Annotated in this window: 23 protein-coding genes and 1 pseudogene; 13 read left to right on the forward strand and 11 right to left on the reverse strand. The window is 73.9% G+C overall.

Translation table 11 applies throughout. The features are described from left to right. A partial coding sequence (cobT, locus tag PSU4_RS26520; protein WP_147114168.1) for a nicotinate-nucleotide--dimethylbenzimidazole phosphoribosyltransferase occupies positions 1-1,697 on the forward strand: 1,697 nt, incomplete at its 5' end. A 40-nt stretch (positions 1,698-1,737) separates the two neighbouring features. Here the strand turns inward: cobT and PSU4_RS26525 are convergent. Further along, positions 1,738-3,096: a DNA polymerase IV gene (locus PSU4_RS26525; protein WP_281290739.1), complete on the reverse strand. Its 1,359-nt coding sequence runs from the start codon at positions 3,094-3,096 to the stop codon at positions 1,738-1,740. 57 nt (positions 3,097-3,153) lie between these two features. After that, positions 3,154-3,711, reverse strand: coding sequence for a DsbA family protein (locus PSU4_RS26530; protein WP_147114170.1), 558 nt, complete (start codon positions 3,709-3,711; stop codon positions 3,154-3,156). A gap of 33 nt (positions 3,712-3,744) precedes the next feature. Between PSU4_RS26530 and nhaA the strand changes: the two genes are divergently transcribed. Further along, positions 3,745-5,085, forward strand: a complete 1,341-nt coding sequence (nhaA, locus tag PSU4_RS26535) for a Na+/H+ antiporter NhaA (protein ID WP_147114173.1) — start codon at positions 3,745-3,747, stop codon at positions 5,083-5,085. Between the two features lie 91 nt (positions 5,086-5,176). Here the strand turns inward: nhaA and PSU4_RS26540 are convergent, their stop codons facing one another. Together PSU4_RS26540 and PSU4_RS26545 are read right to left on the reverse strand one after the other, a co-directional pair. After that, positions 5,177-5,932: a 4'-phosphopantetheinyl transferase family protein gene (locus PSU4_RS26540; protein ID WP_147114175.1), complete on the reverse strand. Its 756-nt coding sequence runs from the start codon at positions 5,930-5,932 to the stop codon at positions 5,177-5,179. A 215-nt stretch (positions 5,933-6,147) separates the two neighbouring features. Next, positions 6,148-6,366, reverse strand: a complete 219-nt coding sequence (locus PSU4_RS26545; RefSeq protein WP_147114178.1) for a hypothetical protein — start codon at positions 6,364-6,366, stop codon at positions 6,148-6,150. A 197-nt stretch (positions 6,367-6,563) separates the two neighbouring features. On the opposite strand from PSU4_RS26545, the gene PSU4_RS26550 reads away from it, so the two are divergent. Together PSU4_RS26550 and PSU4_RS26555 are read left to right on the forward strand one after the other, a co-directional pair. Further along, positions 6,564-7,709 carry an NAD(P)/FAD-dependent oxidoreductase gene (locus tag PSU4_RS26550; protein ID WP_186817200.1) on the forward strand — a complete coding sequence of 382 codons (1,146 nt, stop codon included), beginning with the start codon at positions 6,564-6,566 and terminating at the stop codon, positions 7,707-7,709. A gap of 25 nt (positions 7,710-7,734) precedes the next feature. Then, positions 7,735-8,940 (forward strand): cytochrome P450 family protein, encoded by a 1,206-nt coding sequence (locus PSU4_RS26555; protein WP_147114184.1) that lies wholly within the window; start codon positions 7,735-7,737, stop codon positions 8,938-8,940. Here the strand turns inward: PSU4_RS26555 and PSU4_RS26560 are convergent. Next, positions 8,921-9,781 (reverse strand): helix-turn-helix transcriptional regulator, encoded by an 861-nt coding sequence (locus tag PSU4_RS26560; protein WP_147114187.1) that lies wholly within the window; start codon positions 9,779-9,781, stop codon positions 8,921-8,923. The two genes, PSU4_RS26555 and PSU4_RS26560, sit on opposite strands and share 20 nt — an antisense overlap. Positions 9,782-9,882: 101 nt before the next feature. On the opposite strand from PSU4_RS26560, the gene PSU4_RS26565 reads away from it, so the two are divergent. After that, on the forward strand, positions 9,883-10,629 hold the full coding sequence (locus PSU4_RS26565; protein WP_147114190.1) for an SDR family oxidoreductase: 747 nt from the start codon (positions 9,883-9,885) through the stop codon (positions 10,627-10,629). Between the two features lie 50 nt (positions 10,630-10,679). On the opposite strand, the gene PSU4_RS26570 is transcribed toward PSU4_RS26565, so the two are convergent. After that, complete coding sequence (locus PSU4_RS26570; protein ID WP_147114193.1) at positions 10,680-11,321, reverse strand: TetR/AcrR family transcriptional regulator; 642 nt, start codon at positions 11,319-11,321, stop codon at positions 10,680-10,682. Positions 11,322-11,459: 138 nt separating this feature from the next. On the opposite strand from PSU4_RS26570, the gene PSU4_RS26575 reads away from it, so the two are divergent. From PSU4_RS26575 to PSU4_RS26585, 3 genes are all read left to right on the forward strand, one after another. Next, complete coding sequence (locus tag PSU4_RS26575) at positions 11,460-12,395, forward strand: alpha/beta fold hydrolase (RefSeq protein WP_246115365.1); 936 nt, start codon at positions 11,460-11,462, stop codon at positions 12,393-12,395. Further along, on the forward strand, positions 12,392-13,552 hold the full coding sequence (locus PSU4_RS26580) for a haloacid dehalogenase type II (protein ID WP_147114199.1): 1,161 nt from the start codon (positions 12,392-12,394) through the stop codon (positions 13,550-13,552). The genes PSU4_RS26575 and PSU4_RS26580 overlap by 4 nt, the downstream gene beginning before the upstream one ends. 86 nt (positions 13,553-13,638) lie before the next feature. After that, positions 13,639-14,118, forward strand: coding sequence for a peroxiredoxin family protein (locus PSU4_RS26585; protein ID WP_147114202.1), 480 nt, complete (start codon positions 13,639-13,641; stop codon positions 14,116-14,118). A 147-nt stretch (positions 14,119-14,265) separates the two neighbouring features. On the opposite strand, the gene PSU4_RS26590 is transcribed toward PSU4_RS26585, so the two are convergent. After that, positions 14,266-14,922, reverse strand: a complete 657-nt coding sequence (locus tag PSU4_RS26590) for an HAD hydrolase-like protein (protein ID WP_147114205.1) — start codon at positions 14,920-14,922, stop codon at positions 14,266-14,268. 43 nt (positions 14,923-14,965) lie between these two features. Next, positions 14,966-15,373: an MmyB family transcriptional regulator gene (locus PSU4_RS32585; RefSeq protein WP_246115361.1), complete on the reverse strand. Its 408-nt coding sequence runs from the start codon at positions 15,371-15,373 to the stop codon at positions 14,966-14,968. Between the two features lie 101 nt (positions 15,374-15,474). Here PSU4_RS32585 and PSU4_RS26605 point away from each other — a divergent pair, with 101 nt between their 5' ends. Both PSU4_RS26605 and PSU4_RS26610 read left to right on the forward strand, forming a co-directional pair. Continuing rightward, positions 15,475-16,617 (forward strand): lyase family protein, encoded by a 1,143-nt coding sequence (locus PSU4_RS26605; protein ID WP_147114208.1) that lies wholly within the window; start codon positions 15,475-15,477, stop codon positions 16,615-16,617. Between the two features lie 39 nt (positions 16,618-16,656). Beyond that, positions 16,657-17,721 (forward strand): winged helix DNA-binding domain-containing protein, encoded by a 1,065-nt coding sequence (locus PSU4_RS26610; protein ID WP_246115362.1) that lies wholly within the window; start codon positions 16,657-16,659, stop codon positions 17,719-17,721. Between the two features lie 98 nt (positions 17,722-17,819). Here the strand turns inward: PSU4_RS26610 and PSU4_RS26615 are convergent, their stop codons facing one another. Then, positions 17,820-18,056, reverse strand: coding sequence for a hypothetical protein (locus tag PSU4_RS26615; protein ID WP_147114211.1), 237 nt, complete (start codon positions 18,054-18,056; stop codon positions 17,820-17,822). A gap of 85 nt (positions 18,057-18,141) precedes the next feature. Between PSU4_RS26615 and PSU4_RS26620 the strand changes: the two genes are divergently transcribed. Beyond that, the gene (locus PSU4_RS26620; protein ID WP_147114214.1) at positions 18,142-19,131 is read left to right on the forward strand and encodes a helix-turn-helix domain-containing protein; all 990 of its coding nucleotides are present in this window, start codon (positions 18,142-18,144) and stop codon (positions 19,129-19,131) included. A gap of 186 nt (positions 19,132-19,317) precedes the next feature. Continuing rightward, positions 19,318-20,688, forward strand: coding sequence for an FAD-dependent oxidoreductase (locus tag PSU4_RS26625; protein ID WP_147114217.1), 1,371 nt, complete (start codon positions 19,318-19,320; stop codon positions 20,686-20,688). Between the two features lie 128 nt (positions 20,689-20,816). On the opposite strand, the gene PSU4_RS26630 is transcribed toward PSU4_RS26625, so the two are convergent. After that, positions 20,817-21,092, reverse strand: a complete 276-nt coding sequence (locus PSU4_RS26630; RefSeq protein WP_147114221.1) for a hypothetical protein — start codon at positions 21,090-21,092, stop codon at positions 20,817-20,819. 328 nt (positions 21,093-21,420) lie between these two features. Between PSU4_RS26630 and PSU4_RS26635 the strand changes: the two genes are divergently transcribed. Continuing rightward, positions 21,421-22,221, forward strand: a complete 801-nt coding sequence (locus PSU4_RS26635; protein ID WP_246115363.1) for a FadR/GntR family transcriptional regulator — start codon at positions 21,421-21,423, stop codon at positions 22,219-22,221. Between the two features lie 178 nt (positions 22,222-22,399). Here the strand turns inward: PSU4_RS26635 and PSU4_RS26640 are convergent. Further along, positions 22,400-22,676 (reverse strand): annotated as a pseudogene (locus tag PSU4_RS26640) (cytochrome bc1 complex cytochrome b subunit); the annotation flags it as partial.

Consider the following 22,676-nt stretch of genomic DNA (forward strand, 5'->3'; position numbering starts at 1 on the left):
CCCGGGCCCGCCGCGACGTGCGGTCCGGGTTCCGCCCCGGGATCGACGTCGACGACGACGTCCTGCACCGCATCCTCGCCTCCGCCCACGCCGCCCCCAGCGTCGGCCACTCGCAGCCCTGGGACTTCGTGGTGCTGCGCGACCGCGCCGTCCGCGAACGCGTCCGCGACCTCGTGCACCGCCACCGCGACGCCTACGCCGCGTCGCTGCCGCGGGCCCGGGCGGCGGCGTTCGCGTCGCTGCGGGTCGAGGCGATCCTGGAGACGCCGGTCAACGTCGTCGTCACCAGTGATCCGACGCGCGGCGGCCGGCACACTCTCGGCCGCTACGCCCAACCCCGCATGGGCACGTTCTCGACGGTCACGGCCGTGCAGAACCTGTGGCTCGCCGCCCGCGCCGAGGGTCTCGGCGTCGGCTGGGTCAGCTTCTTCGACGGTGACGGCGAGCGCGAGCTCGCTGCCCTGCTCGGGCTGCCCGCGCACGTCGAGGTCGTCGCCTATCTGTGTGTGGGGCACGTCGACGGGTTCGCCGACGTCCCCGAACTGGAACAGGCCGGGTGGTCGCGGCGGCGGCCGCTGCGCTGGGCCGTGCACCACGACGTCTACGGCCGCCGCGGACTGCCCGGGGAGGCACCGATGGACCTCGTCGACGAGACGGTCGCCGCGATCGAGCCCGCGTCGCAGGAGGCGCGCGGCGCGGCGCGGGAGCGGCTCGACCGGATGACCAAGCCGCGGGGCTCGCTGGGCCGCGTCGAGGACGTCGCCGTCACCCTCGCCGGGGTCGCTGACGCGTGTCCGCCGCCGCTGCCCGAGCCCGCCGTCGTCGCGGTGTTCGCCGGTGACCACGGCGTCCACGCCCAAGGGGTGACGCCGTGGCCGCAGGAGGTCACGGCGCAGATGGTCGGCAACTTCCTCGCCGGCGGGGCCGTCGTCAACGCGTTCGCCCGCCAGCTGGGCGCGGAGGTGTGCGTCGTCGACATCGGCGTGGCCGCCGACCTCGATCCGGTGCCGGGGCTGTTGCCGCGCAAGGTGTCCCGTGGTACCGCCGACATGACCACCGGGCCGGCGCTGACCCGGGAGCAGGCCCGCGCCGCGGTCGAGGTGGGCATCGAGACGGCCCGCGACCTCGTCGCCGCCGGCAACCGTTGCCTGCTCACCGGCGACATGGGCATCGCCAACACCACGGCCGCCGCCGCCTTGATCTGCGCGTTCACCGGTGCCGACCCGGAGGTCGCGACGGGCCGCGGCACCGGCGTCGACGACGACACCCTCGCCCGCAAGACCGACGTGGTGCGGGCGGCGCTCGACCGGCACCGCCCGGACCCGGCCGACCCGCTCGGGGTGCTCGCCGCGTTCGGCGGGCTCGAGCACGCGGGCCTCGCCGGGCTCGTCCTGGGCGCCGCGGCGCTGCGGGTGCCGGTGCTGCTCGACGGCGTCTCCGGCGGTGCGGCCGCGCTGGCTGCCGCGGCCTTCGCGCCCGCGGCTGTCGGATACTGCCTCGCCGGGCACCGCTCCGCCGAGCCCGGGCACACCCTCGCGCTCGCGTACCTGGGGCTGGACCCGTTGCTGGACATGGGGATGCGGCTGGGGGAGGGCACGGGCGCGCTGCTGGCCCTGCCCGTCGCCCAGGCCGCGGCCCGGGCGTTGCACGACGTCGCGACCTTCGACTCGGCCGGGGTCGTCGACAAGGACGCCTGAGGTCGTGAGTGGCGGTAGTCGCTACAGCGACTATCGCCACTCACAGGCTCCAGGAGTCCAGCGGGTCCGCGCGGGTCAGGGCCGGGTCGTCGGCGGCCAGGGTGCGGGCCGCGCCCGGTCCCGTCGCGCGTGTCTCGAACCGGACGGTGACCCGGCCGTGCCCCGCGCCCTGCACCCAGCCGTGCCCGTGCTCGGGGTGGGCGACGTCGTCGCCTGCCCGCCACGGCGCGGGTACGGCGGGAGCACGGTGCGGGAGCTCCGGCGGGCTCTCGGGAGGCGGCGGCGCCTCACCACCCGCCGCGACAGCCGTCCAGCCGTCCGCCGAGGCCACCGCGTCGAACAGCGCGGGCGGCGGGGAGTCGTCGAGACCCGAGAGCGACACCCCGATCAGCCGGATCCCGCCCTCGCCGACCGCGGTGCGCGCCAGCCGCTGCGCCACCGCGGTGAGCGTGCCCAGGTCGGTGCTCGGGTAGGCGGTGGTCTCCGACCGGCTCGACGTCGCGAAGTCGGCGGTGCGGGCCTTCACGGTGACGGTCCGCGCCGCCCGCCCCGACGCGACGAGGCGGCGGTGCGCGGCCTCGGCCATGCGGGCGACGGCGGCGTGCACGTCGGTCATCGTGGTCAGGTCGGTCTCGAACGTGGTCTCCGCGCTGACCTGCTTGGCCGCGCCGCGGGGCGCGACGGGGCGGTCGTCGACGCCGCGGGCCAGCCGGTGCAGCTCCGTCCCGACCGCGGAGCCGAGCACCCCGCCCACCTCACGGCCGTCCATCGCCGCGAACTGCCCGATCGTGGTGACGCCGAGCCGGTGCAGCGCCGCCTCCGACACCGGACCGATGCCCCACAGCGACCGCACCGGCAGCGGGTCGAGCACCGCGCGTTCCTCCTCGGGGGCGACGACACGCAACCCGTCGGGCTTGGCCAGCTCCGAGGCGATCTTGGCCAGCTGCTTGCCCGACCCCGCCCCGACCGACGCGGGCAGCCCCGTCCGCTCGCGCACCGCCGCGCGCAGCGCCGTGCCGAACTCGGTGACCTCCGCCGCGCCGGCCCCGGCCAGCGCGGGCGGTTCGAGGAAGGCCTCGTCGAGCGACACCGGTTCCAGCACCGGCGCCGCCTCACCCAGCACGGTCATGACGATCGCGCTCAGCGCCTTGTAGAGCTCGAACCGCGGCGGGAGCACCGTGGCGTGCGGGCACCTGCGGCGGGCCTGGGACATCGGCATCGCCGACCGTGCCCCGAACACCCGCGCCTGGTAGCTTGCACCGGCCACGACCCCGCGCGGGCCGGCCCCGCCGACGAGCACCGGGCGGTCGGCCAGCGTGGGCCGGGTCAGCTGCTCGACGGAGGCGTAGAAGGCGTCCATGTCCAGGTGCAGCACCCAGCGCCGTCCCGGACCCGTCACCCGGCCATTCTCACCCGGGGCACCGACAGTGTCCGACGGGGCAGACCGGCACCCGGGTCAGGGCTCGGCCGGCACCGGTTCGCGCTGCAACGCCTCCAGGAACCCGCGCACCGACACCGGGCCCTCGTGCAGCATCCCGTTGACGAAGAACGACGGCGTCCCGCGCACCCCGCTGCGGACCCCGGAGTTGAAGTCGGCCTCCACACGGTCCTCGACGAACCGGGTGTTGGGCCACAGCACCTTCTCCGGCGGGATGCCGATCTCCTCGGCGTAGCGGCGCAGGTCGGGCTGGGTGAGGTGCGGCTCGTCGCCGGAGTAGAGCTTCTCGTGCATGGCCCAGAACTGGCCCTTCACGGAGGCGCCCTCGGCGGCGGTGGCCGCGGCGAGCGACAGCGGGTGCAGCTCGTAGAGGGGGAAGTGGCGGAACGCGAAGACGAGCTTGTCGCCCAGCCGCTCGATGACCTCCTCCACGACCGGGTAGGCGGCCCGGCAGTACGGGCACTCGAAGTCGCCGTACTCGACGAGCGAGTAGGGCGCGTTGAGGACGCCCCGCAGATGGTCGTACGAACCGATCGGCGGATCGAGCCGGAATGTGCTGATGGTCGCCCTCCTGATCGCGCGGCACCCGCGCCGGGCAGGATTCCGGGGGTGGCCGTCACGACACTAGCCGAGCGCGGGGACCTCAGTCGCGCCGCGCGCCAGTTCCTGCGCACCGAGTCCGGGTCGGCGGTGATGCTGCTCTCGGCCGCGCTCATCGCCCTGATCTGGGCGAACGTGTCCGGGTCCTACGAGACGTTCTGGCACACCGAGTTCTCGCTGCGCTTCGGCGGGGGCGCCCTCACCGAGGACCTGCGCCACTGGGTCAACGACGGGCTGATGGTCATCTTCTTCTTCAGCATCGGGCTGGAGATCTCGCGCGAGATGACGATCGGCGAGCTCCGCGGCGGCCGGGCCATCGCCACGCCCGCACTCGCCGCCCTGGGCGGGCTCACCGTCCCCGCGCTGCTCTACGTCGCGTTCAACGCCGGCGGCCCCGGCGCGAGCGCGTGGGGCATCGCGATCTCCACCGACACCGCCGTCCTGCTCGGCGTGCTCGCCCTCGTCGGCCCGCGCTGCCCCGACCAGCTGCGGATCTTCCTGCTCGCCCTCGCCGTCGTCGACGACATCGGCGCCATCGCCGCGATCGCGATCTTCTACACCGACCACGTCGAGTGGACGGCGCTGCTGATCGCGATCGCGCTGTTCGTGGCCACGGTCGCGCTGCGCTTCGTCAACTTCTGGCGCACACCGATCTACGTGCTCATCGGCGTCCTCATGTGGTTGTCGGTGCTCGAGTCGGGCATCCACCCCAGCGTCGTCGGGGTCCTCATGGGGCTGCTGGTCAACGCCTACGCCCCGCAGCGGCGCGACCTCGCGCGGCTGCAGGTCGCCGGCACGAGCCTGCTCGTCGACCCCACCCCGGAGCGCGCGCTCGCCGCGCAGGCCGCCGCCGTCGGGACGATCTCGCCCAACGAGCGGCTGCAGCTGCGCATCCAGCCGTGGTCGGGCTACGTCATCGTCCCCCTGTTCGCCCTGGCCAACGCCGGAATCGTGCTCGACGGCGAGTCGCTGCGCGCGGCGGCGACGTCACCGATCACGTGGGGCATCGTCGTGGCGCTGGTCGTCGGCAAGCTGCTCGGTGTGTCCGCCGGCACCTGGGTGGCGCTGCGCACCGGGCTGGGCCGGGTGCCCGACACCCTGCGCTGGGGCCAGCTCGTCGGCGGCGCCGCGCTGTCGGGCATCGGGTTCACCGTGGCGCTGTTCGTCACCGATCTCGCGTTCGACGACCAGGCCCTCAAGAGCCAGGCGACCATCGGCATCCTCGCCGGGTCGGTGCTCGCGGCGCTGCTGGGCTGGCTGATCTTCCGGCTGCTGGGCGAGCGCGGCGGCCAGTGCGCCCCGTCCGGGCTGCCCGTGCTGCCCCCGCGCCCCTGGCGCCCGCCCGCCTGAGGATCGCCCGGCCCGCGGCGAGCTCGACGTGGGACTGGTCCGGAGCATGATCGAACCAGTCCGAGGTCGAGCTCGGCGGTTCCCGGACGGCTCAGATGTGGGCGACGCGGGCGCGCAGGACGGCGTCGCCGTCGTGCTCGGTGACCGCCGGCGCGACGGCGCCCAGCCCGGCCACGGCGGCGGGGTGGCGCAGCCTCGGCATCAGGTCGACCAGCCAGAACGGGCCCGCGGGCGCGCCGTCACCCGCCCAGTCCTCGACGGCCGCCGGTGCACCGGGCGGGCTCAGGGTGATCGAGTCCATCGGCCGCGACAGGCCCTCGCCGGTGACCTTGAGCAGCGCCTCCTTGCGCGTCCACACCCGCAGGAACTGCTCCGTCGTCGACGGCGCCGGCCGCTGCCTCTCCGCAGGTGAGCTGACGTGCTCGGCCATCGACGCCACGTCGGACAGCGCCCGGTGGTGCTCGGCGTCGAGCCCGACGGCGACGTCGGCGACCGCGAGGCCGACCAGGTCGCCGGAGTGGGTGAAGGAGAACTCGGGGGCGCCGGGCTCGTCGAGACGCGGCTTGCCGTGCTGGACCCCGCAGCGGCAGGTGCGGTCGAACCGCACGCCCGCGGGATGGGTGGCGGTGCGCTCACCCAGGACGAGCCGGGTCAGCGCGTGCGCGGCCAGGTAGCGGCCGGCGTCGTCGGGGCGGCGGAAGGCACGCAGCCGGGTGCGTTCGTGCTCGTCGAGCAGGGCGACGAGGTCGGACCGGCCGGCAGGGTCGATCGGAGCCGCCCACCAGATCGCGCACTCCGTGGCGCGGGGCGCGGACGGGCCGGTCGGGTCGGGGTCGGGGTCGGGCACGTCGTCAGCGTCGCACGGCGCGGCGCCCGGGCCGAGCGGGCGTGACGGGCGTGACGGGCCGCGCGTCGGCAGGCGGGGGAGCGGGTCCGGGTGTCGGTGGAGGGCCCGGCGCTCGCCGTCGTGTGACGGGACCGCGTGCGCGGGACGCGGTACACACCACGTCCCGCGCACGGCCCCCCGATGCGGCCCGCCGTCACCAGCGACGGGCCGCGGTGTCAGCCGCTGCGGCGGGCCGCGAAGTCGGTGCGCGTGTGCGCCGGCTTCGTGGACACCGATCCCGGGCGCGTGGACGTCGCCCCGGGGATCGTGCGCTGCGGCTGGTCCCCGCCCTTGCGGCGCGCGCGGCGTTCGGCGCGGTTGAGGGCGGGCCGGTCGGCCCCGGCAGCGGTCGCTGCGGCGGGGACGGATCGACGTGACGGAGTACGTGCGGTCATGCGGACCTCCTGGTGAGCTGGGCCGGCGCGCAGCGGCGGACGGCGAGTGCCGGCCGGTGGGCTGGGACGGGGCAGCCCCGCGTCGGGCGCGGGGGCGACGGCGGGCGGGCGCCCGCGGTCGTCTCAGAGGAAGAAGCGCATGGCCGGAAAGGTAGCCGCGCACCCGCAGGCCGCGCCACTGAATTAACGTCGACGCCGTGACCAGCACGAACGGTTCGGTCGACGTGGTCGTGATCGGCGGCGGGATCGCGGGGGCGTCGGTGGCCTACGAGCTCGCCGCGCACCGGCGCGTGTTGCTGCTGGAGGCCGAACAGGCGCTGGCGACGCACTCGACGGCACGCTCGGCGGCGACCTGCATCCCCGGTCACGGCACGGCCCCGGTGCGGGCCCTGGTCGCGGCGAGCCTGCAGCGGTTCGCGGCGCTCGCCGAGGAGCTCGACGCGCCGCCCCTGCTGACGCCGCGCACGGTGATCTGGGCGGGGTTCGACGACGACGGCGTGCGCGGCGTCGACGCCCTGCTCGCCGAACGTGCCGGGGAACCACTTGCGCCACAACGCATCTCGCCGGTCGAGGCCGAGCGGCTGTGTCCGGTGCTGCGTCCCGGCGCGGTGCAGGCCGCCGCGTCGACGTCGTCGTCGGCCGACGTCGACGCCGCCGCGCTGCACGCCGCGTACGTGCGTGGCCTGCGCCGCCGCGGCGGACAGGTGCGGACGTCGGCCCGGGTCACCGGGATCGACCGGCTCGCCGACGGCTGGCGCGTCCATGTCGGTGGCTCCACCACGGACGTGCCCGACGTCGTCGACGCCGCCGGGGCGTGGGCCGACGTCGTCGCGCGTGCCGCGGGGGTCGCGCCGATCGGGCTGACCCCGTTGCGGCGCACCGCCGCCGTGCTCTCGGTGGCCGAGCCGGAGCGCCTCGCCGGTGTCGACGGCGGGCTGCAGGCGATGGTCACCGAGGTCGGCGAGCGCTTCTACTTCAAGAGCGAGTCGGGCGGGCTGCTGGCCTCGCCGGGCGACGAGACGCCGTCGGACCCCGTCGACGCCCGGCCGGACGCGCTCGACGTCGCGCTCGCGCTCGAGCGGGTCGCCGCGGTGACGACGTTGGGGCTGCGGTCGGTACGGACGTCGTGGGCGGGGCTCCGGTCGTTCGTCGCCGACCGTCGTCCGGTGGTCGGGGCCCGGCCGCGGGACCCGGGGTTCCATTTCGTCGCCGGTCAGGGCGGGTCGGGGATCGAGACCTCACCCGCGCTCGGCGCCCTGGCGGCAGCTGTGGTCACGGGGACGCCGGTGCCGTCCGACATCGACCTCGACCCGGGGGAGCTGAGCCCCTCCCGCCTGAAGTAAGCGGCCGCTCACCGGAGGTGGCACGATGGGTGCCATGACGGAGACCGCCACCACCGGTACCCCCGAGCTCTTCGACGGCGAGTTCTGGAACGACCCCTACCCGGCGTACGCCGCGCTGCGCGACGCGGCCCCGGTGCGGCGCATCGACATCCCCGGCGGCCCCGCCTGGATCGTCACCCGCTACGACGACGTGCGCGCCGCCTTCACCGACCCCCGCCTCGCCAAGGACTGGCGCTGGACGCTGCCCCCCGAGCAGCGCGCCGACGCCCCCGCCACGCCGATGATGATCCTGATGGACCCGCCCGACCACACCCGGCTGCGCAAGCTCGTCAGCCGCCCCTTCACCGCCCGGCGGATGGCCGAGCTGCGTCCGCGCGTCGAGGAGATCGCCGCCGACCTGCTCGCCGACCTCCCCGCCGACGGGACCGTCGACCTCATGGCGCACTACGCCTTCCTGCTCCCGGTCCGGGTGATCTGCGAGCTGCTCGGCGTCCCCGCCGAGGACCGCGACGAGTTCAGCGCCTGGTCGGCCACGATGGTCGACGACGCGCCGCAGGACGCCAAGACGGCCGCCTCGCAGAAGATGAGCGCCTACCTCGGCGAGCTCGCCGGGCGCAAGGCCGCCCACCCCGGCGACGACCTGCTCTCCGCCCTCGTCGCCGTCTCCGAGGACGACGGGGACCGGCTCTCCGGTGAAGAGCTCGTCGCCATGGGCGTGCTGCTGCTCATCGCCGGGCACGAGACGACCGTCAACCTCATCGGCAACGCCCTGCTCGGCCTGCTCACCCACCCCGACCAGCTCGAACTGCTACGCAACGACCCCGACCTGGGCAAGGGCGCGGTCGAGGAGTTCCTGCGCTGGGACTCACCCGTCGGCAACGCGCCCGTGCGGTTCACCACCGAGGACGTCGAGATCGCGGGGACGACGATCCCCGGCGGATCCGTCGTCATGCTGGGGTTGGGCGCAGCCAACCGCGACCCCGCCCGGTTCCCCCACGCCGACCGCCTCGACGTCACCCGCGACGCGAGCGGGCACGTCGCGTTCGGCCACGGCCTGCACTTCTGCCTGGGCGCTCAGCTCGCGCGCATCGAGGGCGACGTCGCGCTGCGGGCGCTGCTCGACCGCTACCCGTCGCTCACCCTCGCCGCCGACCCCGACGACCTCGTGTACCGGCACAGCACGCTCATCCGCGGACTGCGCGAGCTGCCGGTCACGCTAGGGGGTGTCTGACGGATCGGCTGAACCGCTCAGTCCCGATGACGCCGAGCAGCCGGATCTTCTCCTCCGCCTCCGACCGGGGCGCCGCCGTCAGCACCAGCAGGGACTGCGACTGGTCCTCGGTGAACAGCGCCTGGCAGTCGACCTCGATGTCGCCCAGCTGCGGGTGGACCAGGACCTTGTGGTCGGCGAACCGCTGGGTCACCTCGTGGCGGTCCCACAGCTCGGCGAACTCGGCGCTCTCGCGGCGCAGCGCCCGCACCAGCTCGCCCGCGCGTGATCGCGGGCCCATCGAGCCGTGCGCGGCCCGCAACGTCGAGACCAGCGCGCGGCCCTGCCGGTCGCGGTCGTCCTCGGGGTAGACCAGCCGCTCGTGCGGGTCGGTGAACCAGCGGTAGATCCCGCTGCGCGCCAGGCCCGTGAATCGGGACGGGTCGCCGTAGAGGGCCTCGGCCAGCGCGTTCTGCACCAGCACCTCACCCAGCGACGACACGATCAGCGCCGGCGTGTCCGAGAGCCGGTCGAGCACCCGCAGCAACGCCGGTGCGACGTGCGCGGCGACCGCGACCGGTGACGGCGCGTTGCGGCCGGCGACGTGGAACAGGTAGTCGCGCTCATGGTCCGACAGCCGCAGCGCCCGGCCGAGCGACGACAGCATCTGCTCGCTGGGCTGCGGACCGCGCTGCTGCTCCAGGCGCGTGTAGTAGTCCGTCGACATCGCGGCGAGCATCGCGACCTCCTCGCGCCGCAACCCGGCCGTGCGCCGCCGCGCGCCCTCCGGCAGCCCGACGTCCTCGGGTCGCAACGCCTCCCTGCGCCGGCGCAGGAACGCCGCCAGCTCCACCTTGTCCATGGGGCCAGTCTGCGACGCGCCCGCCGCGCGAGCCAGGGATCGGCGATCCCCCGATGAGCGCACTCTGCCGCAGGGCCGCGGGCGGGGCGCAGCCTCGGGGCATGGACATCAGCGGCAACACGATCTTCATCCCCGGCGCCACGAGCGGCATCGGCCTCGCCCTCGCGGTCGCCCTGCACGACAAGGGCAACACCGTGATCGTCGGCGGCCGGCGCACCGCGCTGCTGGAACGGGTCGCGGCCGAGCACCCGGGCATCCACACCGTCGCGCTCGACACCGACGACCCCGCCGGCATCCAGGCCGCCGCCGCGACGGTCCTGGCGGCACACCCCGACCTGAACGTGCTCGTCACGATGGCGGGCATCATGCGCGTCGAGGACTGGCACACCCCCGAGACGTTCCTCGACACCGCCGAGCGGACCGTCACCACGAACGTCCTCGGCCCGATCCGGTTGATCGCCGCGTTCGTCGAGCACCTGCAGACCCGCCCCGACGCCACGATCGTCACCGTCTCGTCCGGGCTCGCGTTCGCGCCGCTGGGCGCCACCCCGACCTACAACGCCTCGAAGGCCGCGATCCACATGCTCAGCGAGTCGCTGCGGCTGCAGCTGGCCGACACCCCGGTGCGCGTGGTCGAGCTGGAGCCGCCGTCGGTGCAGACCGACCTCATGCCCGGCCAGGCCGACAACGCCGCCGCCATGCCCCTGGCGGAGTTCGTCGACGAGGTCATGACCCTGCTCGACACCCAGCCCGACGCGACCGAGATCCAGGTCGAGCGGGTGAAGTTCCTGCGCTACGGCGAGGCCCGCGGCGACTACGCCCAGGTCGTGGCCGCCGTCAACGCCTGATGCTGTGAGCGGCGATGGTCGCTATCGCGACCATCGCCGCTCACGAGTGCTCACCGCAGCCGGCGTGCGGTGTCCGACGCGAGGGAGGCGATGTGCTCGATGACCGTGTCGAGCCCAGCCTCCAGCGCAGTCGTATTCCTGTGGACCTGCGTGAGGAGCAGACCGCCCTGCAGGGCTACGAGCAGTGCGGTTCCGAGCCGCTCGGCATCCGCGTCCGCTCGCAGGTCACCGCGATCACGCATCGCCAGGAGTCCCGACCGGATCGCGGACTCCCACCTCTCGAACCCGTCGGCGAGATCCTTCCTGGCCAGCGGGTCCACCTCGGCGAGCTGACCCGCGAGCGAGCCGATCGGGCATCCTCCCTCGCACTGGCGTTCCCGCTGGATCCCGACGATCTGGTCACGCCACCTCCGCAGGGACTCGACACTGTCCAGCTCGCTCAGGAGAGGTTCTTGAGCCCCGAGAACCTCGTCGGTCTGGCGGCTGATCACAGCGCGGATGAGCACCTTCTTGTCCTGGAAGTAGTGATAGATCTGCGAGCTGCTGACACCGGCAGCGGCTTGCACCTCGTCGAGGCTCGTGCCGGTGGCGCCGCGCTCGAACATCAGTGCCGCCGCCGCCCTGACGATGCGCTCGCGGGTCGCGCGACCCTTGCGGGTCAGGCCCGGGTCGGCGAGACCTCCTGCGCTCATGCGGTGGATCCTACCTTTTGGGGCTGGCGGTCCAGTCCGCTCATCTGATTGAGTTGGGGTGCCCACTCCAATCGCTCCCTGCGCCGCCGACCACCAGGAGATCGCCATGACCGACGGACCGGGAGCGTGCCGGTGACGATGACGATCGACGAGCTGCCCCCTGCGGTCCGGACCCGCTATCCCTACCGGTCACGGTTCGTATCGGTGAACGGTCGGCGGATGCACTACGTCGACGAAGGCCCCCGGGACGCGCCGCCGGTCCTGCTGCTGCACGGCAACCCTGCCTGGGGGTTCCTGTGGCGCGAGACGATCCGGCCGCTGCTGGCGACCGGTCTGCGCGTGGTGGTGCCCGACCAGATCGGCTTCGGGCTGTCCGAGAAGCCGCACTCGGCCAGCGTGCACACCCTCGACAACCACACCGCGAACATCGTCGCCCTGCTCGACGAGCTCGACCTGTACGACGTCACGTTCGTCTGTCACGACTGGGGCGGCCCGACGGGACTCGGCGCCCTGCTCGCCCGCCGGCAACGCGCCGCCGCCGTCGCCGTGATGTCGACGTGGGCGTGGACGACCCCGTCCTCGGAGTTCCACCAGGACGTTCTCCCGTGGCGGCTCATGCACGCCCCCCTCGTCGGCCCCTATCTGCTCGGCACGCACGCCGCCATGCCCGGTCGCGGGATGTACCTGTCCGTCGTGGACCGGGCCGGCTTCGCCGAGCGGTCCCGCGAGGCGTACACGGCCGTGCTCGGTGACGCCGACGAACGGACGCTGACCTGGACCTGGCCCCGGTCGATCCCGCTCGGACGGGCCAGCGACATCACGACCGACCGGTTCGTCCGGCTCGAGGACGGTGTGCGCGCCCTGCGCCTGCCGGCGACGGTCATCTGGGGGCGTGAGGACGACGTCTTCACCCCGGACGTCTTCTCCGCCCACTGGCACGACGTGTGGCCACACGCCGAGGGAACCCACCTCGTGACCGGCCGCCACTTCGTGCAGGAGGATTCCGGCACCGAGATCGGCCACCTGCTCGCCGACTTCGTGTCACGGGTCCACGGACACGGAGCAGCCCGATGAGCGCACTCCCGATCGTCGAGCCGCCCGCGGACCGGCCCGCCGGCCATCGCGGCGTACCGCTGCTGACCGAACCGTCATTGGGGCACTACCCCGAGTTCCGCCGGTTCGTCACCGACACGTTCGGTCTCGATGCCGAGCGCATCGGCGCGGCGGGCCTGCTGCGCGTGGAGGACCGGTTCTACGAACTCGTCTTCCTGGGCCGCTCAGGACAGCCCTTCCCCGCGGGCGTGGAGATCCACGCTGTGGTCCCGGGCGTGGAACCGCTCGACGAGACCACCGCGGACCTCGACATCTGGGCCATCCTCGACTGGTTGGTCACGGGCGTCGGCGGCGAGTGGGGGTCCGAGGCTCTCGCCACCACCGGGCGCATCTACCGGGTACCCGCGGTGGCGCCACGGACCGTCGCGACCTCCCCCGATCCCTCGACGCGACGCGAGGCCCTCGCCTTCGACCTCTACGGCACACTGGTCGACCCGCTCGCGATCAGCACCGACCTCGAACGCATGATGGCACCGTCCGCGGCGGAGCTCGTAGCCTCGACGTGGCGGCGAACCCAGATCGACTACGCCTTCCGGCTCACCGTCATGGGACGCTACGAGCCCTTCGCACAGCTCACCGAACGCTCACTGGACTTCGCCCTCCGAGCGCACGACCTGACGATCGGTGACGACGAACGGGCTGCGGTCCTGGCACGCTACGACACCCTCGAACCGTTCCCGGACACCGCGACAGCGCTGCAGGAACTGACCGACGCGGGCATCGAGATGGTCCTGCTGTCCAACGGAAACCCGGCGATGCTCGACGCCTGCCTGGACAACAGCGGGCTACGTGCACATTTCCCCCGGGTGATCAGCGTCGACAGCGTCCGGGTCTTCAAACCACACCCCGCCGTCTACCGGTACGCCGCAGAAACCCTCGGCCGCCCGATCGAGGAGATTCGCCTCGTGTCCTGCAACCCGTTCGACATCGTCGGAGCCGCGACGGCCGGGATGCGCACAGCATGGATCAACCGCGCAGGAGGCGCCTTCGACACGATCGGTGCGCAACCCGACGTGACCGTCCGTTCGCTCGCCGAGGTGCCCGACGTTCTCGGGATCCGCGGGATCCGCGGGATCGCTGCCTCGTCCCCTTCCACACGCGAACCGGAACGTCCGTGACCGCCCCGTTCGCGCCCCCCGATACCGGTCCCGGCATCGGTGCGTCCGGTCCCATCACCAAGTCCGACCGACAGTGGAGGTCCTCCATGACCCGGCTCCAGCCCGGCGACGTCTTTCCCACGCTGAACCTCGTCCTCTCCGACGGTGGCACGCTCCAAATCCCCGACGCCCTCACCGGCCACTTCGGCGTCGTCCTGTTCTACCGAGGCTCCTGGTGCCCGTACTGCATCGCCCAGCTCCGCGCTTTCGAACGTGCGCACGACGACCTCGAGGCCATCGGGACCAAGGTCGTCGCGCTCTCGGTCGACGACGCCGCGACCACCGCAGCTCTCGTCGCCAAGCACCGCCTGCGCTTCCCCGTCGGCCACAGCGCCGACGCGACCGCCGTCGCCGACGCGACCGGGGCATTCGTGAACGCCGAGCCGCAGCACCTGCAGTCCACGGGCTTCGTCCTCGACCCGACGGGCAAGGTCGTCGTCAGCGTCTACTCCAGCGGCGCCATCGGCCGACTTGTGCCCGAAGACGTCATCGGGATGATCAAGTACGTCCGCAGCCAGGCGGCCTGACCCGTAGTCCCGCGGCGTTGTCCTGATCGAGGCCGGTGCCGGCCGCTACCCCAGCCACGGGGCCACGGCCGGCACCGGCCTCGTCGGGAGTCCGGTGCGGTCCGCGGTCGCAAGTCCGGCCCGCGGGAGCGGGGCGCGACCTGTGCGTCAGCGCAGCGCGGCAGCGAGATCCTCGACGGACCCCAGGACGGCCGCGGCGCCGGCCTCCTCCAGCTCGCCCGGGTCGGCGTAGCCCCAGCCCGCGCCGAGGCAGGCGATGCCGTGCGCGGCCGACCCGGCGACGTCGTTGCGCCGGTCGCCCACCATCACCGCCTGCTCGGCCGCGCCGGGTCCCAGGCGCCGCAACACCTCCGCCACCACGTCGGCCTTGGTGGGACGGCCGGCGTCGAGGGTGTCGCCGACGATCGTCGTGAACAGGTCGGTCCAGCCCTGATGGTCGAGGATGCGTTCGGCGTAGACCTCGGACTTGCTCGTCGCCAGCGCCAGCCGGACGCCGGCGTCCGACAGCTCGCGCAGCAGCGCGTCGATGCCGGCGTAGGGCTTGCAGTCGTACAGCCCGCGCGCGGCGTAGTGCCGGCGGTAGACGACCAGCGCCTCGTCGGCCCGCTCGTCGCCGACGATGCCCGGCAGCGTCGTGTAGAGCGGCGGTCCGAGGACGTGGCGGCCGACCGCGCCGGGCGCCGGCTCGACACCCATCTCGGCGAACGCGGCAGCGAGCGAGCCGAGGATGCCGGACGCGGAGTCGACGAGGGTGCCGTCGAGGTCGAGCAGGACGGTGTCGTGGCGGGTCGTCACACGTTCCATCGTGGCTGATCGAGCGGGGTGTGGCCCGCCCCGGTCGGGGACGTCACGTGGTGAGCCGGCGCAGCGCGTCCGCGGTCGCGGCGTCGGCGGGGTGGAAGGTCTCCACCGCCAGCTCGTCGACGGTCACGTCCGACGCCGCCGTCGTGACGTGCGCGGCCGGCGAGAACAACGCGAGCTCTCCGCCGGGCACCCGCAGCCGCAGCGGCACGACGACCGCGCCGGGGCCCGGGTCCTCGTCGGTGCCGCCCGGGTAGGCCGTCAGCTCCTGGTGCAGCGTCGCGAGGCGGGCGTCGCCGCCACCATCGCCGCGGTGCAGGAGCAGTTCCCCGGGTTCGTGTTCACCCCCCGTCGGTCCCGTCGACGCCCACCACCGGCAGGCCCGGCTCGGCTGGGGACCGGGGCCGATCGTCGTCGGTTTCGACGTCGTCGTCACCGACGAGCAGGGCCGCATCGAGCGGGTCCTGGGCTTCCTGGACAAGGCCCCGGCCTGACCGCGCCGGTGGGCGTCGCGCTCCGGGGCGCCGACCGGGCCGGTGATCTACGCTCCGCGCCATGTCCGAACCTCCGGGGGGAATGCTCGGCCCGCTGCTGGGCGCGGACCGCGTCGCCGCGACGCTCGACGCCCGGGCCTGGCTGGACGCGCTGCTCGACGTCGAGGTCGCCCTGACCCACGCCGCCGCGCAGCAGGGACTCGTCGACGACGCCGCCCAGGTCGAGCGGGCTGCGCAGGAGCTACGCGCCGGCCTCGACCCCGCGATCCTGGCGGCGGAGGCCGTCGAGGGTGGCAACCCGGTGATCCCGTTGGCGCGCAGGCTGCGTGCCGCTGCCGGTCCGGCGGGGGCGGCCGTCCACCCGGGCGCCACCAGCCAGGACGTCATGGACACCGCGCTCGTGCTGCTCGTCCGCGCCGCCGCGACGGTGATCGACGACGACCTCGGCGGCGCGGCCGACGGCGCGGCCCGGCTGGCGGGCGAGCACCGCGACACCCCGATGGCCGCCCGCACGCTGGGCCAGCAGGCGTTGCCGACGACGTTCGGCCTTGTCGCGGCGGGGTGGTGCGCGGGCCTGGACCGGGCCCGCCTCGCCCTCGTCGACGTGGTCGGCGCGCTGCCCGTGCAGTTCGGGGGAGCGGCCGGGACGCTCGCAGCGTCGTACCCGCACGGGCCGGCGATGGCCGACGCGCTCGCCGACCTGCTCGGGCTGCCCCGCGCAGACGTCCCGTGGCACACCGAGCGTTCCCGTCTAGGAGAGCTCGCCGGCGCGCTGGGGGTCGCCGCCGGGGCCTGCGCCAAGCCCGCCACCGACGTCGTGCTGCTCTCCGCCACGGAGGTCGGCGAGGTGTCGGAGTCGGCGCCGGGCGGGTCGTCGTCGATGCCGCACAAGCGGAACCCGGTCGCGGCGGTGACGGCGCGGGCGTCGGCAGGGCGGGCGCCGGGCCTGGTCGCGACGCTGCTCGCCGCGGCCGGCCACGAGCACCAGCGCGCCGCCGGTCCCTGGCACACGGAGTGGCCCGCGCTCATGGACCTGTTGTGCGCCACCGGCGGCGCGGCCGCACGGCTGCGCATCTGTCTGGAGGGACTGCGGGTGCACCCGGAGGCCATGGCGCGCAACCTGTCGCTGACCAGCGGGGGCGGTACACCGCATCACGCGGGTGAGCTCGTCGACAGGACCCTCGGGGGTCGTGAGCGGCAATAGTCGCTCCAGCGACTATTGCCGCTCACAGGGGAGGTTGCGGTGCGGGTGCTGACGCGGGACGCGCTCAACCGGGCGTTGCTGGCGCGGCAGGGGCTGCTGGAACGGGTGCGGGTCTCGCCGGAGCGGGGCGTCGAACGTTTCGGCGGGCTGCAGACCCAGTACGCGCCGTCGGGCTACGTCGGGCTCTTCTCCCGCCTCGACGGGTTCACCCGCGACGACCTCACCGCCGCGCTGACGGCGGGACGCGTCGTGCAGGCCTGGATGATGCGCTGCACCATCCACATGGTCTCCCGCGCCGACTACGCCCCGCTGACGGCGGCGGTCCGGTTGCCGCGGCGCGGGTACTGGATGCGGCTGCACAAGGCGCACCCCGAGGAGCGCTTCGTCGAGGCGTCGGCACTGGTCCGTCGACGGCTGGAGGACGGGCCCGCCACCCAAGCCGAGCTGGCCGCCACCCTGACCGGCGCCGGGCTCGACCGGGCGCTGTTCCCCGGAACCCAGCTGTGGACGGACATGGTCCGCGTCCCGCCCGCCGGGACGTGGGACACCCCGCGCGCCCACGTGTACGGCCTGGCCGCCGCGCATCTCGGGGCCGCCGCACCCGGTCCGGAGCCGCCCGACGTCGTCGCCGCGGGGGAGGAGCTGCTGGTCCGGCGCCACCTGCGGGCGTTCGGCCCGGCCTCGGCGGCCGACATCGCCCGCTGGGCCGGGGTCACCGTCGGCACGGTCCGGGCCGTCCTCGCGCGCCTGCACCTCCGCCGGTTCCGCGCCGAGGACGGCACCGAACTGGTCGACCTGCCCCGCACACCGCTGCCCGACCCGCGGGTCCCGGCGCCGGTGCGGTTCCTGTCGACGTTCGACGCCGTCCTCCTGCTGGGGCACGCCTACCGGGCCGGCGTGGTCCCCGCCGGGTACCGGGACCGGGTGTTCCACCGGTCGATCCCGCAGTCCGTGCCGACGGTCCTCGTCGACGGCCGCGTGGCGGGAAGCTGGCGGGTCACCGACGGCCGGGTGGTCGTCGAGCCGTTCACGGAGCTGACCGCGCGGCAGGCCCGTGAGGTCGCCGCCGAGGCCGAGCGCCTGGCCGCGTTCCGGACAGGCTGAGGTTCCCGACAGGCTGAGGTTCCGGACAGGCTGAGAGCCCGGACGCCGTCGGGGCGTCCGGGCCGTGGACGTGTGGTCTGCCGGCACCGCGAGCAGGGTCAGCGCAGGAGCCGGGCCAGGTCGGCGGGTGCGTCGGACTGTGCCCGCAGGTCGGACACCAGCCGTTGCATGTCGCGGTCGACGTGGCTGGAGCCGTCCCGGGGGAGCAGCCCGGTGAACGGTGCGGAGGGGCGGAACTGGGCGAGGCGGAAGGGTCGGGAGCCGGTGCGGTGCGCCCGCACCGAGACGGCGACGACGACAAGGACCAGGGCGAGAACCAGCAGCGAGAGGACCATGGCAGGAACTATCCGCTCGTTGACTTCCTGCCAACAGACGGCAGGAAGTCAACCTCCGCAAAGATTCCGCCATACACTGTGACCCATGCTGCGCAGCGTCGCCGCGCTCGTCCTCGACGAGCTGGCCGTGTTCGAGTTCGGCGTGATCTGCGAGGTCTTCGGCCTCGACCGATCCGAGGACGGCCTGCCCGTCCTCGACTTCCGCGTCTGCGGCCCCGAGGCGAACGTGCCCCTGCGCGCCACCTCGGGCGGCGTCCTCATCACCCCCGACCACGGCCTCGACGGACTGCAGGGTGCCGACCTCGTCGCCGTCGGCGCCACCCGGCTGCGCGCGTTCCCCGAACCCGTCCTGGAAGCCCTGCGCGCCGCCCACGCCGCCGGCGCCACGATCCTGTCGGTCTGCTCCGGGGTGTTCGTCCTCGGCGCCGCCGGCCTGCTCGACGGCCGCCGCTGCACCGCGCACTGGAACGCCGTCGACGACCTGCGTGAACGGCACCCGCTCGCCCTCGTCGAACCCGACCTGCTCTACGTCGACGAGGGCGACCTCGTCACCAGCGCCGGCACCGCCGCGGGCATCGACGCCTGCCTGCACATCGTCCGCCGCGAGCTCGGCAGCGCCGTCGTCAACGGCATCGCCCGCCGCATGGTCGTCCCGCCCCAGCGCGAGGGCGGCCAGCGCCAGTACGTCGACCAGCCGGTTCCGGAGTGCTCCGTCGACACCCTCGCCCCCGTCCTGGACTGGATGCTCGAACACGTCGACCAGGACCACAGCGTCGCCGCCCTCGCCGGGCGCGCCGGGATGTCGGCACGCACCTTCGCCCGCCGCTTCGCCGCCGAGACCGGCACCACGCCCGTCCGCTGGCTCACCCTGCAGCGCGTCCTGCGTTCCCAGCGCCTGCTCGAGGACACCGACCTGTCCGTCGAGGAGATCGCCCACGAGTGCGGGTTCGGCGGGGCGGCGCTGCTGCGCCACCACTTCCGCCGCCAGGTGGGCGTCTCACCCGCCGACTACCGTCGTTCCTACGGCTGCGGGGCGGACTCCGTCGCCGCGAGGATGCGGGCGGCCGGCCGGTGAGCGACGTTCCCCGCCGGCGCACACCGCGTTGCGCGGACGGGCACCGCAGCGTCATTGTCGTCGACACCGAACGGACCGCGGCCGGGTCCGTGACCTGCACAATCCCGGGGCCGGTCCGGCTGCCCCGTGAGGTATGAATGAGCCCGGTGCCCGGGACGACGACGCCCGGCGCAGCAAGGAGATCGCATGACATCCGCCCAGCCCAGAGTCGCCGTGATCGGGGCCGGACCGTCCGGCCTCTACGCCGCGGCCGCCCTGCTCGCCTCGGCTGCCGACACCGGCGTCAGCGTCGACGTGATCGACCGGCTGCCCGCCCCCTACGGGCTGGTGCGCTACGGCGTCGCGCCCGACCACGTGAAGATGAAGTCGGTCATCCGGGTCCTGCAGAAGCCGTTCGACCCGGCCGAGGTGCACTTCCTCGGCAACGTCCCCGTCGGCCGCGAGGACGGCGGCCTGCCGCTGGACGTCCTGCGCGAGCACTACCACGCCGTCGTCCACGCCACCGGCAGCTCGGTCGACCGCGCGCTCGGCGTGCCGGGGGAGGACCTCGTCGGCAGCGTCGGGTCGGGCCAGGTCGTGAGCTGGTACTCAGGGCACCCCGACCACCTCGGGTCCGCGCCCCCGCTCGACCACCCGGGCGTCGCCGTCGTCGGTGCCGGCAACGTCGCGCTCGACGTCGCCCGCGTGCTCGCCAAGACCGCCGACGAGATGGCCGCCACCGACATCCCCGACAACGTGCTCGCCGTCCTGCGCGGGAGCGCCGTGCGCGACGTGCACATCCTGATCCGGCGCGGCCCGCAGCACGTCAAGTTCACCCCGGCGGAGCTGCGCCAGATCGGCGACCTCGCCCACGCCGACGTCATCGTCCACGACGACGACCTGCTCGCCGGTGAGGGCCCCGACCGCAGCGGTATCGACGACCGGCGCCAGCACCAGAACCTCGACATGCTCACCGCGTGGGCGGCCGCCGACATCGAGGAGGGCCGGCCCCGCCGCATCCACCTGCGGTTCCTGCGCAGCCCCGTGCGCATCCTCGGCACCGACGGTCGCGTCAGCGGCCTCGTGATCGAGCGCAACGAGGTCGTCGACGGCCGCGTCCGCGGCACGGGCGAGGAGGAGACCCTCGACGTCGGCCTCGTCGTGCGGGCCATCGGCTACTCGGCCGAGCCCATCCCCGGCCTTCCGTTCGACGAGGCGTCGGGCACCGTGCCCAACGAGGGCGGCCGGGTGATGCGTGACGGCGAGCCCGTCGTCGGCTCCTACGTCACCGGCTGGATCAAGCGTGGCCCGAGCGGTGTCATCGGCACCAACAAGGGCGACGCGATCGAGACCGTCGAGAAGCTGCTCGAGGACCTGCCGAACCTGCCCGACCCCAAGGCACCCGGGCGGGAGGACCTGCTGGCCTCGCTCGCCGCGCACGGTGTCGAGCCGGTCGACTGGACCGACTGGCTGCGCCTCGACGCCGAGGAGGTCCGGCTCGGGGGAGTCCGCGGCGGCGCCGACCGCGTGAAGGTCGCCGAACTGGCGGCCATGCTCGCGGCCTGCCGCGGCGCCTGAACCACCCGCACCGACCGAGACGTGCTCGAGGCCCCCGCCCTGTCGTTCGGCGGGGGCCTCGGCTCGCTCACACCTGTGTGACCCGTCGAGCGGGCACCGCGGTGTGACGGTCTGGGGGATCCGGCGGGTCAGCCGGGGTCGACGGCCAGGATCATCGGGTGCGCGAGCATCCGGTCGGCGAAGCCGGGGGCCTCACCGACGGTCATCGCCATCGTCGCGAACAGCGAGCTGTAGGGGACGCCGTCGCGGACCTCGACGGAGAAGTCGCGGACGGGCAACCCGCAGTCGCGCAACAGCTCCGCGGCCTGAAGGGCGCCGCCGAGGCCGCCGGAGACGGTGATCTCGTAGCGACGGTGCATGCGAAAGCCGGTGTCGGACGGGCGACGGTCATCGAGAAGAGTCATGGCAGTGCTCCGGTCTGGGTCCTGAGAAGAGAAGAACCCGAGCCAGGTCTCGGAAGTGAGAGGCCGCAGGGGTGGGCGGCGGGAAGAATGCGCGCGGGCGGCCTGGCTCAGCCGACGCGCAGGGCTACTACCTCTGCGCGCGGAGCGATGAACTCGTCGAGGCGCACGACAGCGACCGTAGCAACGTCGGGCCCCCCGATCAACCGACCCGCCCGGCCGTCGGCCGCACGCGTGGTGCCCGCCGCGAGTCGGTGATGGTTTAGCATCAGCACAACAGGTTCATTTGTCATCCTGTTTAAGACGCGGCACGTGCAGGGAGGTCGAGCGGATGGTTGCCGACGACGCCTCCCCGCCCCCGGCGGTCCCCGCCGCTGCGGGACTGGCCGTCGGGCGCCGGTTGCGCGTGCCCAAGATGGCCGAGCTCGTCGCCGCGCACCTACGCCGCCAGATCATCCGCGGCGAGCTCTCCGCGGGCGACGCGCTGCCGTCCGAGGCGGCGCTCATGGAGCAGTTCCAGGTCTCCCGGCCCACGCTGCGCGAGGCGTTCCGCGTCCTCGAGTCCGAGTCGCTGATCAGCGTCCGGCGCGGCGCCCACGGGGGAGCGCGGGTCCAGGTCCCCGACGCCGACGTCGCCGCCCGCTACGCCGGGTTCATCCTCGAGCACCGCGGGACCACGCTGGAGGACGTCTACGACGCCCGCCTCGTCCTCGAACCGCCCTGTGTGGCGCTCCTGGCCGAGCGCCGCACCGACGAGGACGTCGCCCGCCTCAAGGCCGCGCTGAAGGCCCACGACGACGTCAGGGACGACCACGACCTGACGATCCGCACGCACACGGCGTTCCACACGCTGCTCATCGAGATGACCCGCAACCAGACGCTGCAGGTCCTCATCGGCATGATCGACCACATCATCGCGCTGGCGAACTGGTCGCACATCGCCGCCGACGCCGGCACGCCCCAGCACCTGCGGGCCATCCGCCGCGGGCTGCGGGCCCACCACCTGGCCGTCGAGCACATCGAGGCCCGCGATCCGGTCGCCGCCGAGGCGATCTGGCGCAAGCACCTGGAGGAGGCGCGGGAGTACCTGCTGCGTGCCGACTTCCGCACGGTGCTCGACCTCATGGACTGAGCCGCGCGCCCGCCCCGCGCCGAGCTCGACACCAGGCTGCTTCGATCATGGTCCGGACCAGCCTCACGTCGAACTCGGCGGGGTAGGCCGGCCCGCGGATCGCCCCCGTCAACGACTCCGACGAGGACGAAGGCCCCGCCCGGGTTCCGGGCGGGGCCTTCGTCGTGGAGTGCGACCGTCAGTCGGTCGGGTCCTTCGGGCGACCCGCGTCGGGGCGACCGGCCAGGGCCGGCTCGTCGCGACGCTCGCGTTCGTTGATCCGGTCGACCTCGGCCTGATGGTCCGCCGCCCGCGCCTGCTCCAGCGCCACGGTCTCCTCGACCGGGTCCGGGGTGAGCAGCGAGCCGGGGACCGACTGGCCCGCCGAGCCGAGCTGGTTCATCCGCTTGGGCACCGGGGCGCCCTGGTAGGCCAGCGGAACAGCGTGTCCGTGCGCGTCCACACCACCGAGAGGC

Origin of the sequence: Pseudonocardia sulfidoxydans NBRC 16205, from assembly GCF_007989085.1 — a bacterium.
Taxonomy (GTDB): Bacteria; Actinomycetota; Actinomycetes; order Mycobacteriales; family Pseudonocardiaceae; genus Pseudonocardia; species Pseudonocardia sulfidoxydans.